Origin of the sequence: Micromonospora sp. DH13, assembly GCF_020873825.1 — a bacterium.
GTDB classification, from domain to species: Bacteria; Actinomycetota; Actinomycetes; order Mycobacteriales; family Micromonosporaceae; genus Micromonospora; species Micromonospora haikouensis.
Genome location: NZ_JAHWGR010000003.1, coordinates 258,993 through 276,985 on the forward strand (window position 1 = coordinate 258,993; position 17,993 = coordinate 276,985).

The window sequence follows — 17,993 nt, forward strand, 5'->3', positions numbered from 1 at the left end:
TGGACGCCGGCCCGGCGCGGTCAGCCGGTGACCGCCGGGATGCCGATGGCGGTGAGCACCAGGCCCCGCTCGACCAGGAACCGGCCGCGGAAGGCGGTCACCGGGGCGCCGCCGAGGACCGGGCCGGGCACCAGCAGGTGCGCGACGAACGTCCCGCCGGCGTCGACGACGATGTCCGCCTCGGCGAAGTCCAGCCACCGGCCCGTCAGCGGGAACCACGCCTTGTAGACCGACTCCTTGGCGCTGAACAGCAGGCGGTCCCAGCAGACCGTGGGGTGGGCGGCGGCCAGCGAGGCGGTGCGGGTCCGCTCGGCCGGCAGCGCGATCGCGTCGAGCACCCCCTCGGGCAGCGGCGCGTGCGGCTCGGCGTCGACGCCGAGGGTGGCCAGCGCGGTGGCGCGGCCGAGGACGGCCGCCCGGTAGCCCTCGCAGTGCGTCATGCTGCCGACCACCCCGGCGGGCCAGACGGGGGCGCCGCGCGCGCCGGAGACGATCGGCGTCTCGGCGATGCCCAGCTCGCGGAGCGCGCGGCGGGCGCAGTGCCGCACGGTGGTGAACTCCCGGCGGCGTTTGTCGACGGCGTTGGCGACGAGCCGCTCCTCCTCGGGGAACAGGGTCAGGCCGGCGGGGTCGGTGAACGCTTCGGCCACCACCGCGGCCGCAGGGAGGATCTGCTCGATCACAGCCGCCGATGCTAGGCCGCCCCGGCGGCCCGCGCCGTCCCTCGATCGGGCGCGACGCGCCGATAGGGGTGGGTACGGGTGGAGGGCGGCGGGGGCGGATGTCACCCTGAGGGGTGCCCCGGCCTGGTCGGTCGGGGGTGTGTAGTGGTCTTGGTCTGAGGAATGCGGGTGGCGATGCTGACTGGCAGGGTGGTCCGGTTCGACGAGGTGCGGGGTTACGGCTTCATCGCTCCGGACGGCGGCGGGGACGACGTGTTCGTGCACGCCAACACGGTCGACGGCGACAAGTGGGCGCTGGGGCCGGGCGTCCCGGTGGAGTACGAGGCGGTGGAGAACGAGCGCGGCCCGAAGGCGCTGACCGTACGCGTGCTCGGGCCCGCCGTGGCGGGCGAGCGCACCGCCCCGGTCCGGACGGTCGCACCGTCGACGGGGCGCGGCCACGAGTCGGGCCAGGGCGGGCTCGAGGACGAGGAGGGGCTCTGTGACGTGCTGTCCGAGCGGTCCTTCGTCACGGAGACCACCGAGGCGCTGCTGATCTCCGTGCCGGACCTGACCGGGGCGCAGATCGTGGCGGTGCGCGCCCGGATGCTGGCGCTGGCGCGGCGGCACGGCTGGGTGGAGGGCTGAGGCTGCCGCCTCCCCCGCTGCGCGTGGGGTCGAGCGGCCGGTGCGGCCCCGTCGCGCGGCGGGTTCGGCACGGTCTGCCGGTGCGGCGGGTGCTGCTCGGCGACGCCGACCCGGTCGACCGGTTGGCGGTCAGCCGGCCGCGATGAGCAGCGACTTCCTGATCCGGCCCTGCGCGCTGCGGGGCAGTTCGTCGACGAAGTGCACCCGGCGGGGCCGCTGGCCGGCCGACAGGTGGCGGCCCACGTGGTCGATGAGCACCTGGGCGGTGAGCCCCTCGGCGGCGACGACGTACGCGGTGACCTGCTCGCCCTGCCCGGCGTGCGGGGTGCCGACCACGGCGGCGTCGCGGACCCCGGGATAGCTGAGGAGCACCTCCTCGACCTGCCCGGCGTGGACCCGGCGGGTGCGGCCGTGCACCACGTCGGTCCGTCGCCGCCCGATGATCCGGTGCGAGCCGTCGGCCGCCACGGTGGCGAGGTCGCCGGTGGCGTGCCAGCCGGCGGCGTCGGCGCACCGCCCGCGCCCGTCGACGTAGCCGCTGGACAGCGTGGGGCCCCGGATGCTCAGCTCCCCGACGGACTCGCCGTCGGCCGGCACCGGCCGGTCGTCGCGGTCGAGGATCCGGGTCTGCACGCCGGGCAGGGGCGTCCCGGCGGTGCCGGCGGCGCAGGGCGCGTCGACCCGCCCGGTCACCGCGATCAGGGTCTCGGTGGTGCCGTAACCCTGGATGAGGGAGTGGGAGGTGAGCAGGCGGAGCCGTTCGGTCACGGCGGGGGCCAGCGGGGCGTCGGCGGAGACCAGGATCCGGGCCCCGGACAGCGACCGGGCCCAGGGGTGGTCCCGCGAGATGCGCGCCCACTGGCCGGGGACGGCCAGGTACATGGTGCCGACCGGGCCGGCGGCCGCGTCCCGGTCGAGGTGGACGAAGCGGCTGCCCGTGCGCAGCGCGCCGAGCAGGCCCACCACCAGGCCGTACGCCCGGAACAGCGGGGCGCCCTGGACGAGGACGTCCTCGCCGTTCCACCGCCACGCGTCGGCCAGCAGGTCCAGGTCGGCGGCGATGGCCCGGCGGGAGACGCGGACGCCCCTCGGTGGCCCGCTCGCGCCGCCGGTGTAGAGGATCACCGCGTCGGCGTCGGGGTGCGGCTCGGGTTGGTGGGCCGAGGAGCGTCGGCTCAGGTCGACGGGGACGGTGGCCAGCCCGGCGGCGACGACCCGGTCGGGGGCGTCGGAGGGGTCGCGGCCGAGGAGCACGGTCGCGCCGGACTCCCGCAGGATGCGGCCGCGCTCCCGCGCGTCGGCCCGGGGCGGCAGGGGCACCAGCGGCACGCCGGCCTGGACGGCCCCGACCATGGCGACGACGGTCTCCAGGCTGGGGGTGGCGTCGACGGCGACCGCGGCGGCGCCCCGGATCCGGTCGGCGACCGCGTTCACGCAGCCGAGCAGGGCTTCGCTGGAGAGCGTCCGCCCGGCCACCCGGACGGCGTCGGGGCGGTCCGCGCCGGAGGCGCGTAATGCCTGCAGCAGTGTCATCCGCCCTAACCTCTGTCGAGGGCGCCGACGAGGCTCGGCAGTGGCAGGGACATCGCGGCCACAGAACCCTTCGCGTCATGGGTGCGGTAGCCCCATATCCGGCCATCCCCGCGTGCTGCGGGTGCCCCGAAATTAGGCTGCGCTATCGCCGGACACAACCCCTAGCCGTGGCGCGCGAGGCCCGCCACGACGCGGGGTCGCGCCGCCACCGGCGGGCGGGCGGGCCAGGCAGGACCCCCGCCGGGGCTAGGGCTGGTCGCCTTGGGCGGGGCGATGCTGTTCCGCGAACCGGCGGCCCGTCGTCGGCACTCCGCAACCGGGGCGGAATTGGAATCGCGGCGCGGGCCGTACGGATTGCGCAACCCGCCCGAAACGGAATTCCGATACATTGATTCCGACCACGCGTTCTGATTTGCCCTTGATTGACTTCAGCCACTGCAAGGGCCGCACTCCGTCGCCAGCCAATCGCGTATAACCCGCATTTAACGGCAAAGGCGTCTTTTGTTTTTGAAGCGGCCCTAATCGGGCAAGCGGGCGTCGATGCCATCGAAGGGGACGCGACCTTCCCGCGCTCCCGCCAGCCACCGCCGGCCGAGCCCGCCCCGGCGGGCAGCCCGCCCGGCCGAAATGCCGCAGGCATCGATCCCCGCCGCTCGCGCGCGGCAGCACGCCGGGCCGGCCGCCGCCCGCCGGCACCGCCGGGCCGTCACGCAGCGACATCGTCCCGCCCCTCGGGACGGGGTCGAACGCCCCGGCTCCGCACCGCCGGACATGGCCGCCCCGCCGCCGACACCCCCACCCACCACCCCACTCCCAGGACGAACGGCCCGCTCCGGCCGGGGTCGCGCCGCGACGGGCCCGGCCGCCGGGGCGGCAGACCCGCCGGACGCCGACGCGGCGCCGAGCGCGCGGATACCACGCAGCGCCACCGTCGCCGGAGGCCGGGCGCGGGCCGGCGCCGGCGGGACCGGCGACTCTCCGCACCGCGTCACGGGGAGCGCTCCCTTGGGGTCAACGGGGCCGCACAGCCCTTTCCACCCAATTGTCGGCAAGCCCCGAAAACGGCATCAACCGACCGGAGAAACGCTCACGTATCACTTTGTGAATTCACCCGGCGACGGTCCGCTGTCAGTTCCGCCGACGCGCCCAGCGCCGCCCGAAGGCACCAAACCGATGTTTGCCTATCCTTTACAACCTTCGGCTTGCCGCCCAATTGCCGGACTGCCATACTCCCAGCATGCACGGCGGTCGATAGCGGGGGGATGCGTCCGGACGGGCCCTAGAATTGTCGAAGGTGCTGGTAGAACCCTGGTCCGGGAACATCAGCCAGTCAAGCTAATCGATGGCCCGCCGCGAACGCGTGACGGCCGTCTATATTCGCCAATACGGGAATGGGTCGAAAATTGCCGGTCTCCGATTTCGTCAGGCTCGATGGCAGACCAGGGAAGGTGGCGGGCCCCGTGACGGCTGACCCCGCGCGCCTTCCGAGGCTACGCCCATGGAGCTGAGCGAACGGTCCCACCAGCTCGACCTCCTGGCCCGCCGGCTCGGCGACCTGGGCAGCCCCGCCGGTCCGCCCGCCGACGCCCGACCGGTGATCGCGCTGACCGGACCCGTCGGCTCCGGCAAGACCACCCTGTTGCAGGCCTTCGCCCGGCGGGCCGCCGACGCCGACGCCCGCTTCCTCGGGGCGAGCGCCTCCCGGGCCGAACGCGCCGTCCCGCTGGAGGTCGTCCGCCAACTCGTCCGGGCGGCTCCGCCGGACGACGCCCGCGCCCGCCTCGAACGGCTGCTCGACCAGGGCGCCCTCACCTGGCCCGACCTCGACGACGACCAGGAGGGGGCGGCCCGGACCATCGCGGCGATCGGCGGCGCCCTGCTGGAGCTGGCCGCCCGGGGTCCCCTGGTGATCGGGGTCGACGACGTCCACCACGCCGACGTGCCGTCGCTGCGCTGCCTGGACTACGTGGCCCGGCGCATTCCCGGCCTGCCCGTGCTGATCGTGCTGACCGAGGCGCCCCGCACCCGGCCGTGGCACCCCGAGGTCTACGCCGAGCTGCTGCAACCCGCCCGGCTGCACCGGATCCGGATCCCCCTGCTCACCCCGGACGGGACCTACCAGGCCCTGGCCGACCGGCTCGGCGTGCCGACGGCGCGGAGCGTCGCCGAGGAGGTGCACCGGATCAGCGGCGGAAACCCCCTGCTGGTGCAGGCGCTCGCCGACGACCACCTGACCGCCGCGCCGCGCGGCGCGGCCCGCCCGGAGGCGGGCGAGGCGTTCCGGGAGGCCGTGCTGAGCTGCCTCTACCGGTGCGAGCACCTGGTGCTCAAGGCCGCCCGGGCGCTCGCGGTGACCGGCGAACCGCTGCACGGCGCCCTGCTGCCGCAGCTCGTCGGCGTACGCGCGGAGTCCGCCCTGCTCGCGATCGACGCCTCCACCAGCGCCGGCCTGATCACCGAGGGCGGGCTCCGGCACGCCGCCGTCGGCCGGGCCGTGCTCGACGGGACCACCGCCGAGGAACGCGCCCGGCTGCACCGGCTGGCCGCCTGCCTGCTGCACGAGGACGGCGCGTCGCCGGTCCTGGTCGCCGGGCATCTGCTGCGCACCGACGAGCTGGCTGAGCCGTGGATGGCCCGGACCCTGCTCGACGCCGGTGAACAGGCGCTGCTGGACGGTGAGGTGGACGCGGCCCTGCGGTTCCTGCGCCGCGCCAACCGGGACTGCGCCGACGAGTGCCTGCGGGCGCGCGCCCGCTCCGCCCTCGCCCGCGCCGAGTGGCGCCTCGACCCGCAGGCCGCGATGCCCCACCTCCAGGGGGTGGCCAGCGCCGTCCGGGCCGGGCACCTGGGCAGCACGCAGGCCGCCGGGCCGATCCAGTATTTGCTCTGGCACGGCCAGATCGAGAAGGCCGTCGAGCTGGTCCAGCACCTGGGCGAGCGCGCCGACAGCAGCGACCCGCGCTCCGCCGCCGAACTGCTGGTCACCAAGGGCTGGATGGCCACCCTCTACCCCGGGGTGACGATCGACCACACGGCCCCCGCCGCGGCCCGGCGGGACCCGCTGACCGTCGCGAAGGTGAAGCAGCGGCTCCAGGGCGTGACCATGCTGGCCTCCGTGCTGGAGCGGGGCGACGGCGGTGCCGTCGAGGAGGCGGACCGGGTGCTGTCCACCATCGGGCTGGACGACGAGCGGGACATGTGGACCGCCATCTGCGCCCTGATCACCATGATCTACGCCGACCGGCTGGACCTCGCCGGCGACTGGTGCGGCCGGCTGGGCCGCAGCGCCACCGTCAGCCGGCATCCCACCCCGGCGGCGATGCTGACCGCCCTCGACGCCGCGATCGCCGGCCGGCGCGGCGACCTGCTCCGGGCGCAGAAGCTGGCCGACACCGCGCTGACCCAGCTCTCCCCGAAGGGCTGGGGCGTGGTGATCGGCATACCGCTGGCCATCCGGCTGCGGGCCCTGACGTTCCTGGGCGAGCTCGACGCGGCGGCGGCCTGCCTCCAGGTTCCCGTGCCCCAGGTGCTCTTCGAGACCCCGTTCGGGCTGCACTACCTGCACGCCCGGGGGCTGCACGCGCTGGCCGCCGGCAGCCCGGAGAGCGCCCTGGCCGACTTCCAGCTCTGCGGGCAGCTGATGACGGCCTGGCGGCTGGACCTGCCGGCGCTCATCCCGTGGCGCACCGAGTCGGCCCGGGCCCTGCTGCAGATCGGCCGCCGGCAGCAGGCCGAGAAGCTGGTCCGGGAGGAACTGGGCCGGCTGCGGCCCGGCCACGTGCGCTACCGGGCCGCCGCGCTGCGGGTGCTGGCGGCGGCGCAGGACGGGCCGGACCCGATCCCGCACCTGCGCGGCTCCGTGCGGCTGCTGCGCCAGTGCGGCGACCGGATGGAGCTCGCGCACAGCCTCACCGACCTGGGCCACGCCTACCAGCAGGCGGGCGACCTGCGGCAGGCCCGCAAGGCGGCACGGGCCGCCCGGACGCTGGCCCAGGAGTGCGGCCTGCCGCTGCTGCGGCCGGCCGCCGGCACCACCCGGGGCGGACCGGTCGGCGCCGACCCCGACGTGACGGTGCTGGTGGAAGGGCTCAGCGACACCGAGTCGCGGGTGGCCACCCTGGCCGCGCAGGGCCACACCAACCGGGAGATCGCCGAGAAGCTGTTCCTGACGGTCAGCGCGATCGAGCAGCGGCTGACGCGCATCTACCGCAAGCTCGACGTCGACTCGCGCCGGCAGTTGGCCGTTCGGCTGCGGTTGGACCGGCCCGGCGCGCTGCCGGCCGAACGCCTGGGCACGCCCCGCACGCCCCCCGGCCGCGACGACGACGCCCGGCGCTGACCCCGCCGCATTCACCGTCCCACCGACCACCCGGAACACCCGAACGCCGACGTCCGACCGCCGGACGTCCCGCCGTCGTGCCCTGGTGGAGGTGCGCCGGGACCCGAGCGTGTGACACCATCACCCCGCTGCGTCGACACCCGCCGTACGTCCCGTCGACACGTGCCGCCGCCCGGCCGTCACCGACCCCCCTTACGGCGTCGCTGGCAACCCCTAACGGCCACCCGGATCCGCAGGTTTGCGCGCGAAACGATGGGGTCTCGCGCCCGTTGTCGCACACCCGACCCGGTGCCAAACTCGCCTGGACATCCGGATCGCTCGCTGGGGAGCGCGGTCCGGTCAGGGGACAGTTCAGGTCCACCCGGCATGGCGGCCCGGTGCGCTCCACCCCTACCCGGTGCGACGGGTGGGTGTGGTGGAGGGGCGGCTGTCCGGCTTGGGGGGGCGGTGTCGGTCAGCGCCGGTGTTCCCGGCCCGGCACCGCGTACGAGAAGGGCTGACACGAGTGGTGCTGGTGCAGCGGGAGGAACAACTGGACCGGCTCCGGAGGGCGTTCGACGCCTGCGCGGAGCACCAACGCGGACACGTCGCGCTCGTGACGGGCGCGGTGGGCAGCGGCAAGACGAGTCTGTTGGAGACGTTCAGCGAGTGGGCCGCGGCCGCCGGGGGGCGGGTGCTCGGCGCGGCCGGGTCGCGGGCGGAACGCGGGCTCCACCTCGGAGTCCTGGGGCAGCTGTTCCACAGTGCAAGGCTGGAGCAGCAGGCGGCCACCCGGATCGAGAACCTGATGCGGGACGCCGCCTTCGCCGTGCCCCTGCCGGAGCCCGGTGGGGACGCGGCCGACGGGGCGGCCGACGGCGACCGGGTCTGGGCGCCCCTGCTGCACGGCCTGTTCACGGCCCTGCTCGACCTCGCCGACGCCGGGCCGCTGGTCCTCGCCGTCGACGACGTGCACCACGCCGACCCGGCGTCGCTGCACTGCCTGCTCTACGTCACCCGGCGGCTGCGGCACGCCCGGATCATGGTGGTGCTCGCCGAGGCGTCGACGCTGCGCCCGCCGCACCCGCTGTTCCGCGCCGAGCTGCTCAGCCAGCCGTACTTCTCGCGGATCAACCTGCCGCCGTTGACCGTCGACGGGATCGCCCGGCTGGTCGACGCCGACGGCGGGGCCGCCGCCCGGGAGACGGCCGAACGCTGCCTCAGCATGACCGGCGGCAACCCGCTGCTCACCCGCGCCCTCATCGACGAGCGGGCCCCCGGCGGGGCGGCCGACGAGCGGGGGGCCGACCCGACCGGCGGCGACCCCTTCGACCAGGCCGTCCTCGGCTGCCTCTACCGGCACGAGCCCGGGGTACGGCGCGTCGCGCAGGCCCTCGCCGTGCTGAACCGCCCCGTCCCGGCCGAGCTGCTCGGCCACGTCCTCGACGTGGTGCCCGAGTCGGCCGCCCCGGCGGTGCGGGTGCTGCGCACCTCCGGGCTGATGGACTCCGACCAGCTGCGCCACCCCCGCATCCTGCGGTCCATCCTGACCGACATGTCCCCCGAGGAGCGCCGCGGCCTGCACCAGCGGGTCGCCGAGGTGCTGCACGAGCACGGCGCGGAGCCGGGCGCGGTGGCCGAGCACCTGGTCGCCGCCGCGTGGGCGGACGCCCCCTGGGTGGTGCCCGTGCTCTCCGACGCCGCCGCGCAGGCCCTGGCGTCGGGCCGGCCCGACGTGGCCGCGGCGTGCCTGCGCCTGGTCGCCCGCGCCGACGTCGACGAGCGCCAGCGCACCGCCGCCACCGCGATGCTGGTCAACGCCCGCTGGCAGGTCAACCCGCTCGCCGTCAACGGGCACCTGACCGAGCTGGTGGAGACCGCGCGGGCCACCGGCTGGTCCACCGGGGCCGCCCTGTCCACCGTGCCGTTCCTGCTCTGGCAGGGGCGGGCGGAGGAGGCCACCGAGGCCGTCAGCGGCTTCTCCGGAGACGACGACCCCGGCCCCGCCGCCGGCCACGCCGGCCGGCTGCGGGCCATGCAGCTGCTGGTCTCCCTCTCCCACCCCGACCAGTTGGCCTCCGTGCGGGAGACGCCCAGCACGTGGAGCCGGGCGGCGACCGCGCCGACGTCGATCAGCCCCCAGTTGCAGGCGGTCACGGTGCTCGGCACGGCGCTGCTGCCGAACGCCGACAACGACACCGTGGCCACCGCCGAGCAACTGCTGCAACGGCACCACACCGACGACGGGGCGTTGGGGCTGCTCACCGCCCCGCTGCTCGCGCTGCTCTGGTCGGGCCGCTGCGACCGGGTCGTGGCCTGGGCCGAGATCCTGCTCAACCGGCCGGCGGTCCGGCACGCCCCGGTGTGGCGGGCCGTCGTGCGGGCGGTCCGCGCCGAGGCCGCGCTGCGGCTGGGCGACCTGCCGGGCGCGGAGCACCACGCCCGCGCGGCGCTGGAGGACATCCCCGCCCCCGCGTGGGGGGTGGCCATCGCCGGGCCGCTGGCCACGCTGATCGCCTGCGCGACCGAGGCGGGCCGGTTCGCCGAGGCCGACCGGTGGCTGGCCCATCCCGTCCCGGCCGGCATGTTCCGCACCCCGCTGGGCGTGCACTACCTGGCCGCCCGGGGCCGGCACCACCTGGCCATGGGCCGGCCGCACGCGGCGACCGCCGACCTGCGCCGCTGCGGGGAGCTGATGCGCGGCTGGGGCATCGACGTGGCCGGGCTGGTGCCGTGGCGGCTGGAGCTGGCCCGGGTGCAGCTCAGCGTCGGCAACAAGACCCACGCCACCCAGCTCCTGCAGGAGCAGCTGCGCGTCGCGCACGGCGTCGACGACCGGACCCGGGGTCGGTCGCTGCGGCTGCTCGCCACCACCGCCGCCCCGGACCACCGGCGCAAGCTGCTCGGCGAGGCGGTCAACCTGCTCCAGGGCTGCGGCGACCGGCTGGAGCTGGTGCGGGCCCTCGGCGACACCGGCCAGAGCCTGCAGCGGGCCGGCGACTCGGCGCGCGCCCGGCTGCTGGTGCGCCGGGCCTACCAGCTGGCCCAGGACTGCGGGGCGTCGGTGCTGGCCCAGCGGCTGATCCGGCGCGACGCGGGCGGCGGGCTGCCGGCGTACCCGGCCGGGGCCGAGGCGCACGAGCCGGACGACGGGCTCAGCGAAGCCGAGCGCCGGGTCGCCGCGCTGGCCGCGCAGGGGCACACCAACCGGCAGATCTCCAGCAAGCTGTTCATCACCGTCAGCACCGTGGAGCAGCACCTCACCCGGGTCTACCGGAAGCTGGACGTCAAGCGGCGCACCGACCTGCCGGCCCGGCTCGTCGCCTACGCGGAGCCGCTGGCCGAGGAGCCGCAGGGCGCGGCGTCCTGACCGACGACGCAGGGGCGGCGCGGTGGGTGACCACCGCGCCGCCCCTTTTCGCGTACGGGAGAAAGGGCTCAGCCGGCGGCGGGCGCGACGGCGCGACGCGACGCCGCCGCCTCGTCGCGGTGGCTCAGCACCAGGTCGGCGGCGGCGGTGACCCCGCCGGCCTGGCGCAGCCGGCGGCTCCACAGCGCCGCCCGGTCCCGGAAGGTCCGCTCGGTCAGCAGCCGGCGCAGCTTCGCCACGATGTCGTCGACGTCGAGGGTGTCGTCGTGCTCGACGGCCAGGGCGACGCCCGCGTCGACGACCCGGACCGCGCCGTCGTGGCAGTCGAACCAGAACGGCAGCACGAGTTGCGGCACGCCGAACCAGGCCGCCTCGTGGATCGCGTTGGCGGCGGCGTGGTTGAAGAAGACCCGCACGTGCGGGTGGGCCAGCACCTCCACCTGCGACGGCAGCCACGACTCGACGCGCAGGTTCGCCGGCAGCTCGGCGGCCGGCGGCAGGTGCCGCTGCCGGTCGGCGGGGAGCTTCCACAGCACGTGGTGGTCGGGGCCGAGCCGGGCGGCGACGTCAACGAGCGCGGCCACCTGGGCGGCGCTCGGGCGCATGATGGTGCCGAACCCGACGTAGACCACCGACTCGTGGGCGTCGAGCCAGCCGCGCAGCTCCGCGCCGTCGGGGCTCGGCACGATCTCGGTGGGCACCATCGAGCCGACCGTGCGCAGCGTCGCCGGCGCGGTGGCGAAGGGATATTCCAACCCGAAGACCGTGTACGCCAGCAGCGCCCGCGCCGCCTGCGCGTACAGCGAGGGCCGCAGCTCCACGTTGGGGATCCCGGCCGCCCTGCGGCGCTGGGCGGCGGCGGTGTTGCGGGCCAGCCGCTGCGGCTCCATCAGGGTCTTCAGCAGCGCCTCGCGGTGGCGGCCGTTGGCGGCCTGCTGGCTCGGGCTCATGTGCAGCGGCAGCCCCGACAGCGGCATCGGGTACGTCGGCGGCAGGCTGTCCTGGAGGAAGTTCGACGGCGGCACCGACACGCTGATCACGAACGGCACGCCCCGGACCGTCATCGCGTCCATCCCGAACGAGGCGAACGAGTCGACCACGGCCAGCGCCGGTGCCACCTCGTCGACCAGGGCCAGGCAGCGCTCGTACAGCTCGTGCAGGTAGTCGTAGTCGACGGAGGTGTCGACGTACGTCGCAAAGTTCTCCACCCGGCTGCCGGCGGACATCCGCCGGTGGGTCTCGTCGTCCCAGTGCTCGGGGCGCACCGCCAGGCGGGCCGGCCCGAGCGACAGGAAGGTCAGCTCCCCGCCGCCGGGCAGGCCCTCGACGTCGGCCCGCCGCTCGTCGGTGCAGGCGAAGAACACCCGGCGCGCCCCCCGGCGCCTCAGCTCGCCGGCCAGGGTGAGCAGCGGGTTGAACAGCCCGGAGCTGCCCGAGGTGACGATCAGCAGCGGGCTCTCGTCGGCCGTCGTCGCGCCGGCCGCCTGAGTCGTCATCGCGCCGGCCGCCTCAGTCCATCGCCCGGCGCATGAAGCCGCGGATGCCGATGGCGCTGAACAGCACGAACACCCCGGCCAGCACGATCAGGTCCAGCCACAGCGGCACCGACTGCACCCCGGGCGGGGCGACCAGCGACCGGGTGGCCTCGCTGACGTAGGTGAGCGGGTTGAGGGCGCAGATCACCTGGAACCAGGGCAGCTGGTCCAGGGCCCGCAGCGGGAACTGGGTGGCGCCGGTGAACATCAGCGGGGTCATCGTCACCGTGAACATGATCTGGATGCGGTGCGGCGGGACGAGCGTGCCGAACGTCAGGCCCATGGCCGCGCCCACCATCGCCCCGGTGGTGAGCACCCCGAGCACCGGCAGCAGCGTCGACAGCGGCCACGTGACGCCGAGCATCAGCATGCCGATGGGGATCAGCACCACCCCGGCGATGACGCCCCGGATCGCCCCGAAGACGATCTTCTCGAACGCGACCAGCGGGATCGCCATCGGCGACAGCAGCCGGTCCTCGATCTCGCGGGTGAAGGAGAAGTCCATCACCATCGGCAGGGCGGTGTTCTCCAGGCCGATGAGGAACGCGTTGAGCGCGATGACGCCGGGCAGCAGCACGTTGGCGAAGTCGTTGCTGGCGTAGCCGAGGCTGGTGAGGACCTTGCCGAAGATCAGCAGCATGAACAGCGGCTGGAGGAACACCTGGGCGAAGAACGCGCCCAGCTCCCGGCTGGTGACGAACATGTCGCGCCAGAGCACCGCCCGGAAGGTGGCGAGCTGGTCCAGCCCGCGCACCGGCGCGGCCGGCGCCACGGCGGTCGACGGGGTGGCGGGTGCGGTGACGCTCACCGAAGTTCCCTTCCGGTCAGGTGGATGAAGACGTCTTCGAGGCTCGGCTGGCCGATGCTGAGGTCGCGGACCTCGCAGCGCAGGTCGGTGAGGATCTTCAGCGCCATCGGCACGGCGTTGGCCGGCGCGGTGCCGGTGTAGAGGCGGAACGACAGCGTGGCGTCCGGGTCGGCGGGGGCGTCCGGCACCGGCATCGGCGGCATCCCGGGGAACATCGGCATCCCGCCGGGCGGGCCGCCGGCACGCAGCCGCTCGACGCGCTCCACGTCGGCGACGTTGCCCAGCGCCGCCTGCACGTCCTCGGCGGGGGCACCGGCGGCCACCACCAGGGTCAGCGTGCTGCTGCCCGGCAGGGTGCGGGTCAGCGCCGCCGGGGTGTCCAGGGTGAGCAGCTTGCCGTGGTCGACGATGCCGACCCGGTCGCAGAGCTTCTCCGCCTCGTCCATGTCGTGGGTGGTCACCACGACGGTCACGCCGGCCTGCTTCAGCTCGGCGATCCGGTCGTGCACGAACAGCCGCGACTGCGGGTCGAGGCCGCCGGACGGCTCGTCGAGGAAGAGCACCTTCGGCGCGTGCATCAGCGCCCGCGCGATCATCGTGCGCTGGGCCAGGCCGCCGGAGAGGAAGTCCGTGCGGGCGTTCGCGAAGTCCTTCAGGCCCATCTGCTCCAGCAGCTCGTCGGCCCGCTTCGTGCGCACCGACCGGGACACCCGGTGGTACGCCGAGTGGAACAGCAGGTTCTGCCGGACGGTCAGCGCCCGGTCCAGGTTGACCCGCTGCGGCACCACCGCCAGCAGTTGCCGGGCCGCGGCCGGCGAGCGGACGACGTCCGCCCCGCACACGACCGCCCGCCCCGAGGTGGCCCGCACCCGGGTCGTCAGCACCCCGATCGTCGTGGTCTTGCCCGCGCCGTTCGGCCCGAGCAGACCGAAGACCTCACCGGCGGCGACGGAGAAGCTCAGCCCGTCCACCGCCGGCGGCATGTTGGGCTGGTAGCGCTTGACCAGCTCCTCGACCACCACTGCCTCGTCCACGTCGCCATGCTCCCGTCCTGGTCCCTGCTGGGACAGATGTCAATCGCTTCGTTAGGGGGTGCTAGGGGCAGGCCAGGGGCGGTGTCACAGGCCCCGGTCGGCCAGCCACCGCTGCACGGTGGCGGCCAGGTCGGTGCCCCGCTCGCCGACCATGGTGAAGTGGTCGCCGTCGGCGTCCACCGCCTCGTGCGGGTACGGCCACCGCGACCGCCACCCGTCGGGTTCGCCGTGCCACTGCCCCAGCGGCCGGGTGGCCCGCACCAGCAGCGTCGCCGACTCCAGCGGGGCGGGCTGCCAGGTGAGGAACAGCGGCAGGTAGCCGGCCCAGGCGGTGGTGCGGTAGTCGTCCATCGGCGTGTACGCGCTGTCCCGCTCGACCATCCCGTCGAGCAGTTGCCCCGTCCAGCCGCCGAGCACCTCGCTGTCGGCCGGGTAGGTGTCCATCAGCACCACCGCGGCGGGCGGCCGGCCCTGCCGTTCCAGCTCCCGGGCGAGCACGTTGGCGACCATCGCGCCGCCGGAGTGTCCGGCGAGGACGAACGGGCCGCCGCCGACCGTCCGCAGCACCGTGTCGGCGTGCACCCGCAGCAGCGCGTCCAGGTCGGCGGGGAGTTCCTCGCCGACGGCGAAGCCGGGGTTGGGCAGCGCCCACACGTCGCGGTGGCCCCGGAAGCCGGCGGCGACGCGGGCGTACTCGTGCGGGCCGGAGAGCAGCGACATGGTGCAGCAGAACACGATCGGGGCCGCGCCGGTGCCGCCCTCGGCGAGCCGCAGGATCGCCGCCGGGCGGCTGAGCTGGCCGGGCTCGGTGAAGCTGGGGCGGAACTGGGCGAGCTTGACCAGCAGCTCGGCGTATCCGGCGGCGTCCTCGCGGGCCTTGGGCTCGCGGAACAGCCCGCCGAGGATGCCGCCGGCCCCCTCCGGCGTGCCGTCGCCGGCCGCCGCGTCGCCGGCCGCGCCGAGCAGCTGGCCGAGCAGGTGCCGGGCCAGCGCCGTCGGGGTGGGGTGGTCGAACAGCAGGGTGGCCGACAGGTCCGCCCCGGTCTCCTGGCGCAGCGCGTCGCGCAGCTCCAGCGCGGTCAGCGAGTCGAAGCCCAGCTCCAGGAAGTCCCGGTCGGCCTCGATCGCCCCGGGCGAGGCGTGCCCGAGCACGGTCGCCACCTGCGCCCGGACCAGGTCGAGCAGGATCCGGTGCCGGTCGCCGACCGCGCTGGCGACGAGCCGGTCCCGCAGCAGCCGCGCGGGGTCGACCACCGGCTCGTCGGCCGGAGCCTCCTCGGCGGCGTCGGACTCCGGTCGGGTCGCGAGGTGCAGCGCCGGCGGCTCCGGCCAGTACCGCTCGTGGTGGAACGCGTAGGTGGGCAGGTCCACCCGGACGGCGTCGGTGCCGGCGAAGGGCGCGGCCCAGTCGACGCCCGCCCCGCGCAGGTCGACGGCGGCGAGCGCGGCGAGCAGGGTGGCCGCCTCCGGCTGGTCCCGGCGGCCGATGGGCGCGAACGCCGCCGCGTCGGCGTCCGGCAGGCACTCCCGGCCCAGGGCGGTGAGCGCGCCGTCGGGGCCCAGCTCCAGGAAGGCGCCGACCCCGGCGGCGGCGAGGGTGGTCATGCCGGCGTGGAAGCGGACGGTGTCCCGGACGTGGTCGACCCAGTAGCCGGGGTCAGTGGCCTCGGCGGCGCTCAGCGGGGCCCCGGTGCGGTCGGAGACCAGCGGCACGGCCGGCGGATGCCAGGTGACCTTCTCGGCGACCACCCGGAAGTCGGCCAGCATCGCGTCCATCCGGGCGGAGTGGAAGGCGTGGCTGACCCGCAGCGGGCGGGTCCGGTGGCCCTGCGCGGCGAGCCGTTCGCCGGCCGCCGCCACCGCGTCGGCGTCGCCGGAGAGCACCACCGACGCGGGGCCGTTCACGGCGGCCAGGGCGACCCGGCCGTCGAGCAGCGGGGCCACCTCGGCCTCGGACGCCCGCACCGCCAGCATCGCCCCGCCGTCGGGCAGGGCCTGCATGAGCCGGCCCCGGGCGGCCACCAGCGCGGCGGCGTCGGCCAGCGACAGCACCCCGGCGACGTGCGCGGCGGCCAGCCCGCCGACGGAGTGCCCGAGGAGCTGCTGCGGGCGCAGCCCGAAGGCGGTGACCAGCCGGTACGCGGCCACCTCGTACGCGAACAGCGCGGGCTGGGTGAACTCGGTGCGGTCCAGCAGGGCCGCCTCGGGGGTGTCCGGCGCGGCGAAGACGACCTCGCGCAGCGGGCGGGGCAGGTGCCGGTCGAGTTCGGCGGCCACCTCGTCGAGGGCGGCGGCGAAGACGGGGAACCGGCGGTGCAGCTGCGCGCCCATGCCGGGGCGCTGCGCGCCCTGCCCGGTGAACAGGAAGGCGAGCTTGCCGGCGGGGCGGGCCACACCGCGTACGACGTGGGGGGCGGGCCGGTCCTCGGCGACCGCGCGCAGGCCGGCGCGCAGCGCGTCGGCGTCGTCGCCGGTGACGGCGGCCCGGTGCGGCAGGGCGGCCCGGGTGGTGACCAGCGTGTACGCCACGTCGGCCGGGGCCAGGTCGGGGTGGGCGGCGAGGTGGTCGAGCAGGCGGCGGGCCTGCCCGGCGAGGGCCGGGGCGGAGCGGGCGGAGACGATCCACGGCACCGGCGGGGCGGGCGTCCCGGCCGGCCGGGTGGGCTGGGCGTCGGCGGGGTCGGCCTGCTCGACGATGGTGTGCGCGTTGGTGCCGCTGACGCCGAACGCGGACACCCCGGCGCGGCGCGGGCGGCCGGTGTCCGGCCACGGGGTGGTCTCGGTCAGCAGGGTCACCGCCCCGGCGGACCAGTCGACGTGCGGGGTGGGCTCGTCGACGTGCAGGGTCGGCGGCAGCACCCCGTGCCGCATCGCGAGCACCATCTTGATCACCCCGGCGACGCCGGCGGCGGCCTGGGTGTGGCCGATGTTCGACTTCACCGAGCCGAGCAGCAGCGGCGCGGCATCGCCCCGGCCCTGCCCGTACGTGGCGAGCAGCGCCTGCGCCTCGATCGGGTCGCCGAGGGTGGTGCCGGTGCCGTGCGCCTCGACGACGTCCACGTCGGCGGCGGTGAGGCCGGCGTTGGCGAGGGCCTGCCGGATGACCCGGCGCTGCGAGGGGCCGTTGGGGGCGGTGAGACCGCTGCTGGCCCCGTCCTGGTTGACGGCGCTGCCCCGGATCACGGCGAGGACCCGGTGGCCGTTGCGGCGGGCGTCGGAGAGCCGCTCGACGAGCAGCATGCCGACGCCCTCGGACCAGCCGGTGCCGTCGGCGGCGGCGGCGAACGACTTGCACCGCCCGTCGGTGGACAGGCCGCGCTGGCGGGAGAACTCGACGAAGACCGTCGGGGTGGCCATCACCGACACCCCGCCGGCCAGGGCGAGGGTGCACTCGCCGAGCCGCAGCGCCTGGCAGGCCAGGTGCAGCGCCACCAGCGACGACGAGCAGGCCGTGTCGACGGTGACGGCCGGGCCCTCCAGGCCGAGGGCGTAGGAGATGCGGCCGCTGGCCACGGCGGCGGCGCTGCCGGTGCCGAGGTAGCCCTCGACGCCGCCGCCGACCCCGGACAGCAGGGCCGCGTAGTCGCCCTGGCTGCTGGTGGCCGCGTACACGCCGGTGGGCGCGCCGCGCAGCGTCGTCGGGTCGATCCCGGCCCGCTCGAACGACTCCCACGCGGCCTCCAGCAGCAGCCGCTGCTGCGGGTCCATGGCGAGGGCCTCGCGGGGGCTGATGCCGAAGAACGCGGCGTCGAAGTCCCCGGCGTCGTAGAGGAACCCGCCGTCGCGCACGTACGAGGTGCCCCGGCTGGCCGGGTCGGCGTCGTAGAGCGCGTCCATGTTCCAGCCCCGGTCGCCGGGGAACGGGGCCATGGCGTCGCCGCCGGCGGCGACGAGGTCCCACAGCCGCTCCGGCGAGTCGACCCCGCCGGGGAACCGGCAGCTCATCCCGATGATCGCCACCGGTTCGCCGAGCGTGGCGGCGAGCTGCTGGTTCTGCTGGCGCAGCTTCTGGTTGTCGAGCAGGGACGCGCGCAGCGCGCTGACGACCTCGTCCAGCGAGATGCTCATTCGGGGCTCCTTGGGGC

9 protein-coding genes are annotated in these 17,993 nt (G+C 75.6%); 3 read left to right on the top strand and 6 right to left on the bottom strand.

The window, feature by feature from the left end:
- Positions 1 to 20: 20 nt before the first annotated feature.
- Entirely contained in the window at positions 21 to 683 is a 663-nt protein-coding gene (locus LPA42_RS04690; protein ID WP_077937035.1) for a 4'-phosphopantetheinyl transferase, read from the bottom strand.
- Positions 684 to 857: 174 nt separating this feature from the next.
- On the opposite strand from LPA42_RS04690, the gene LPA42_RS04695 reads away from it, so the two are divergent.
- Positions 858 to 1,310 (top strand): cold-shock protein, encoded by a 453-nt coding sequence (locus tag LPA42_RS04695; protein WP_043964304.1) that lies wholly within the window; start codon positions 858 to 860, stop codon positions 1,308 to 1,310.
- A gap of 129 nt (positions 1,311 to 1,439) precedes the next feature.
- Here LPA42_RS04695 and LPA42_RS04700 read toward each other — a convergent pair whose 3' ends face one another.
- Positions 1,440 to 2,843: an AMP-binding protein gene (locus tag LPA42_RS04700; protein ID WP_077937034.1), complete on the bottom strand. Its 1,404-nt coding sequence runs from the start codon at positions 2,841 to 2,843 to the stop codon at positions 1,440 to 1,442.
- Positions 2,844 to 4,341: 1,498 nt separating this feature from the next.
- Between LPA42_RS04700 and LPA42_RS04705 the strand changes: the two genes are divergently transcribed.
- Both LPA42_RS04705 and LPA42_RS04710 read left to right on the top strand, forming a co-directional pair.
- A complete protein-coding gene (locus LPA42_RS04705) occupies positions 4,342 to 7,182 on the top strand; it encodes an AAA family ATPase (protein ID WP_077937032.1) in 2,841 nt (946 codons plus the stop codon).
- A gap of 505 nt (positions 7,183 to 7,687) precedes the next feature.
- A complete protein-coding gene (locus LPA42_RS04710; protein WP_228986341.1) occupies positions 7,688 to 10,531 on the top strand; it encodes an AAA family ATPase in 2,844 nt (947 codons plus the stop codon).
- 68 nt (positions 10,532 to 10,599) lie between these two features.
- Here the strand turns inward: LPA42_RS04710 and LPA42_RS04715 are convergent, their stop codons facing one another.
- The 4 genes from LPA42_RS04715 to LPA42_RS04730 form a co-directional block, all read right to left on the bottom strand.
- Positions 10,600 to 12,027 (bottom strand): glycosyltransferase, encoded by a 1,428-nt coding sequence (locus tag LPA42_RS04715; protein WP_077937031.1) that lies wholly within the window; start codon positions 12,025 to 12,027, stop codon positions 10,600 to 10,602.
- Positions 12,028 to 12,040: 13 nt separating this feature from the next.
- Positions 12,041 to 12,874, bottom strand: a complete 834-nt coding sequence (locus LPA42_RS04720; RefSeq protein WP_077937030.1) for an ABC transporter permease — start codon at positions 12,872 to 12,874, stop codon at positions 12,041 to 12,043.
- Positions 12,871 to 13,908, bottom strand: coding sequence for an ABC transporter ATP-binding protein (locus tag LPA42_RS04725; protein ID WP_043962724.1), 1,038 nt, complete (start codon positions 13,906 to 13,908; stop codon positions 12,871 to 12,873). Before LPA42_RS04725 ends, LPA42_RS04720 begins: the two co-directional genes overlap by 4 nt.
- 84 nt (positions 13,909 to 13,992) lie before the next feature.
- Positions 13,993 to 17,976, bottom strand: coding sequence for a type I polyketide synthase (locus LPA42_RS04730; RefSeq protein ID WP_228986342.1), 3,984 nt, complete (start codon positions 17,974 to 17,976; stop codon positions 13,993 to 13,995).
- Between the last annotated feature and the right edge of the window lie 17 nt (positions 17,977 to 17,993).